This window comes from Streptomyces sp. NPDC029152 (assembly GCF_055564355.1).
The window spans coordinates 1-3,180 of record NZ_JBVHWR010000056.1; the positions used below are offsets into that span (position 1 = coordinate 1).

4 protein-coding genes and 1 pseudogene are annotated in these 3,180 nt (G+C 69.3%); 1 reads left to right on the forward strand and 4 read right to left on the reverse strand.

Annotation, left to right across the window (positions count from 1 at the left end; all coding sequences use genetic code 11):
* Both ACZ4V6_RS36425 and ACZ4V6_RS36430 read right to left on the reverse strand, forming a co-directional pair.
* A pseudogene (locus ACZ4V6_RS36425) lies at nucleotides 1-114 on the reverse strand (IS630 family transposase); the annotation flags it as partial.
* Nucleotides 115-468: 354 nt separating this feature from the next.
* Nucleotides 469-951: a hypothetical protein gene (locus ACZ4V6_RS36430; RefSeq protein WP_467835554.1), complete on the reverse strand. Its 483-nt coding sequence runs from the start codon at nucleotides 949-951 to the stop codon at nucleotides 469-471.
* 49 nt (nucleotides 952-1,000) lie between these two features.
* Here ACZ4V6_RS36430 and ACZ4V6_RS36435 point away from each other — a divergent pair, with 49 nt between their 5' ends.
* A complete protein-coding gene (locus ACZ4V6_RS36435; RefSeq protein ID WP_467835549.1) occupies nucleotides 1,001-1,447 on the forward strand; it encodes a hypothetical protein in 447 nt (148 codons plus the stop codon).
* A gap of 61 nt (nucleotides 1,448-1,508) precedes the next feature.
* On the opposite strand, the gene ACZ4V6_RS36440 is transcribed toward ACZ4V6_RS36435, so the two are convergent.
* Both ACZ4V6_RS36440 and ACZ4V6_RS36445 read right to left on the reverse strand, forming a co-directional pair.
* On the reverse strand, nucleotides 1,509-2,060 hold the full coding sequence (locus tag ACZ4V6_RS36440; protein WP_467835551.1) for a hypothetical protein: 552 nt from the start codon (nucleotides 2,058-2,060) through the stop codon (nucleotides 1,509-1,511).
* A gap of 189 nt (nucleotides 2,061-2,249) precedes the next feature.
* Nucleotides 2,250-2,801, reverse strand: coding sequence for a hypothetical protein (locus ACZ4V6_RS36445; protein ID WP_467835551.1), 552 nt, complete (start codon nucleotides 2,799-2,801; stop codon nucleotides 2,250-2,252).
* Nucleotides 2,802-3,180: the final 379 nt, after the last annotated feature.

Below are 3,180 nucleotides of genomic sequence, written 5' to 3' on the forward strand. Positions count from 1 at the left end.
CCGCACACTCACCCGCAGATCCTTCGCGATCGCCGCCGTCTTCTCGCCCGCCGCGAACCTCTCGCCGGCCTGAAGCCGGATCCCCTCACGAAACGTCCGACGCTCAGCGGTCAGGCCCCACCCTCTGCATACCTCACCTCATCGGCATACCGCGGGGATCATGAACCGTCACCACCCGACGACAACCCGAAAACCTCAGTCACCGCCAGGAGCACCGAGTCGCGCACCTACGAGCTGGGCGGGGCGTCCTTCACCCTCGCCGAGCTCACCGACACCATCAACGCCGTGGCGGGCACCTCCCTTGTGCTTCAAGAGGCTGGCAGAGCCATACCCCCCTGGCGCCAGGGCGTGGGGCAAAGCGGCCGCAGCAAGGTCGCACCGGGGCGAGGGGCGCATAACCAGACCACCAAACAGCGCACACCGGGATGCCGGCAGGCCCGTGCCTCGCGCTCAACCGCCTTGGCCTCCCTACAGCTGGTCCCCTCTGCTGGGTGGTTCCGGAGGATGCATCCCGCCACCGTCCTTGATGTCCACTTCGCAGGTGCGTCGGTCGTAGGACTGGTCATTAGGGATCAACAGCACTTCGGCAACCTGCTCAGGATGCTCGACGGCGAGCCAGGTGTCGCCCGTGAGGGGATCGTCGGCCGACCCGAACGCCTGGGACGAGGAAACCGTCTGACACCCCAACGTCACGCGCTCCTTGTCGACCGCGCAGGCGTCCACTGCGGGGTCGGAATATTCATCGGCGCCGTCGAAGCGGAAGCGGAAGTGGACCTGGTCACCTTCGGAGGGCACCTGCGGGTGGGGCTCAAGGCTCCAGTCAACGACCGCGGCGATGACGCCGAGAGGCTGCCCATCCGTGGCCACGACCTGCACCCTGGCACCGGCCTTACCGCGTTCCGCCGTCGTGTCGGTGCAGCCCCAGGAAGAGCAGCCGGACAGGGCGAGCATCACCAGAGCCAGCGGGGCAACGGCGAGTACCCGTGCGCGGAACACTGAGATGACCTCCGGTCGGGGTGGGGTGGTGCCAGGTGGGCAGGCGGTCGCGGTAGGCGGTGGCGGGGATGACGGCTTCGATGCGGCCGCCGGGGTCGAGGACGGTTGCGGCGAACCAGGAGCCGGGACCGTCGGCGAGGCAGGAGACGCCGACCAGCTCACCCGGGCCGTAGGTGTGAACGGTTTCGGTCAGCAGGGCGCGGACGCGTTTCTCGATCTGCTCGTCGAGGCCGCGGTGGCCGGTGATCCCTACCCGCATGCCGGTGCGACGATCACGATGCAGAGCTACGGCTTCACCTGGATTGATGCGGACGGCACCCCGCGCACCTCTGCCGTCGCCTACGACGGGGTCTCCGCCGACCGGCGACGGGGCGAACTCGAGAAGGCAGGGGCCACCGACATCGAAAGTGTCAACGTGAAGCCCGGCGAGCTCCCGGCCCCGCGAGGCTGATCGGATCGTGGGTCCGGCGGGTCAGCCCCCGGTGCTCCGCCGTCTACATGCCGGGGCGGGGCTAGGCGGTAGGGCCGGGGGTGGCGGAGCGGCCCTGGCAGGTCCAGCTGACCCCGATGGTGATTTCTCCTTGGTTCGGGGCATAGGCCTCCTTGAGTTCCGGAGGTATCGGGGCTGCTCCCAGCAGCAGTCGCGCTGTACCCGACGTGAGGAAGGCGACGCTTCCGTCAGCGTCGTTGTCGGACATCGTCTGCAGCGGGCCGTCAGCGGTCCAGCCGCGTGTCTTGAGGCGCCCGATGATGTCCTTCATGGCCGTGCTGTCGGCGACCTTCGGGGTCGGCACGAGGCCGCTCACGGCGCAGGAGCCGTCCGGGCGGTCCAGGAAGGTCAGATCGCCGTACGGCTGCGTAGCGAACCGGACGTCGTTCTCCACCTGCTTCTGCGACACGGCCTTGATCTGCCCGCCCGCCGGGGAGGCGGAAGCCGACGCGTCCTGCTTGGCCGGCTTCGCCGGAGCAGCCCCCGTACTGTCGGCGCCCCCACCCCCACCGCAGCTCGTGGCCGACAACACCAGGATGACGGCACTCGCCGCCGTCACGCCGAATCTGCGCACAACTCCCCGCTTCCCCATACGACGGGGTCTCCGCCGACCGGCGACGGGGCGAACTCGAGAAGGCAGGGGCCACCGACATCGAAAGTGTCAACGTGAAGCCCGGCGAGCTCCCGGCCCCGCGAGGCTGATCGGATCGTGGGTCCGGCGGGTCAGCCCCCGGTGCTCCGCCGTCTACATGCCGGGGCGGGGCTAGGCGGTAGGGCCGGGGGTGGCGGAGCGGCCCTGGCAGGTCCAGCTGACCCCGATGGTGATTTCTCCTTGGTTCGGGGCATAGGCCTCCTTGAGTTCCGGAGGTATCGGGGCTGCTCCCAGCAGCAGTCGCGCTGTACCCGACGTGAGGAAGGCGACGCTTCCGTCAGCGTCGTTGTCGGACATCGTCTGCAGCGGGCCGTCAGCGGTCCAGCCGCGTGTCTTGAGGCGCCCGATGATGTCCTTCATGGCCGTGCTGTCGGCGACCTTCGGGGTCGGCACGAGGCCGCTCACGGCGCAGGAGCCGTCCGGGCGGTCCAGGAAGGTCAGATCGCCGTACGGCTGCGTAGCGAACCGGACGTCGTTCTCCACCTGCTTCTGCGACACGGCCTTGATCTGCCCGCCCGCCGGGGAGGCGGAAGCCGACGCGTCCTGCTTGGCCGGCTTCGCCGGAGCAGCCCCCGTACTGTCGGCGCCCCCACCCCCACCGCAGCTCGTGGCCGACAACACCAGGATGACGGCACTCGCCGCCGTCACGCCGAATCTGCGCACAACTCCCCGCTTCCCCATACGAACACCGGGCCGATCACGGCCAGTGGTCGGCGCAGTCTGCCACGAAGATCGATGGCATGCACACCCGTTCCACCGGTGACAGCGGGCGCGCGGGATGCGGCCGCGTCCGCTGCGGCAGAGCACACGCCGCGATGCCCCCGCAGCCCAGGGAGGGACACCTCTCGGCCCGGACGCCTACACGATGGTCACAGGGCGCCGGGAGGGGTTTTGGGCTCGAAGGCGTTCCGTGGGGCGCTCGGCTGGGAGGTGGGTGTCGGCCAGAGCCTAAGGGCTGTCCCGCAATGATCGAAGAGCTGAGTCAGCCAGCTCAGCGTCTGACCCCTCGGGTCATCCAGCGAGGGCGATGTTGTGGAGGTGC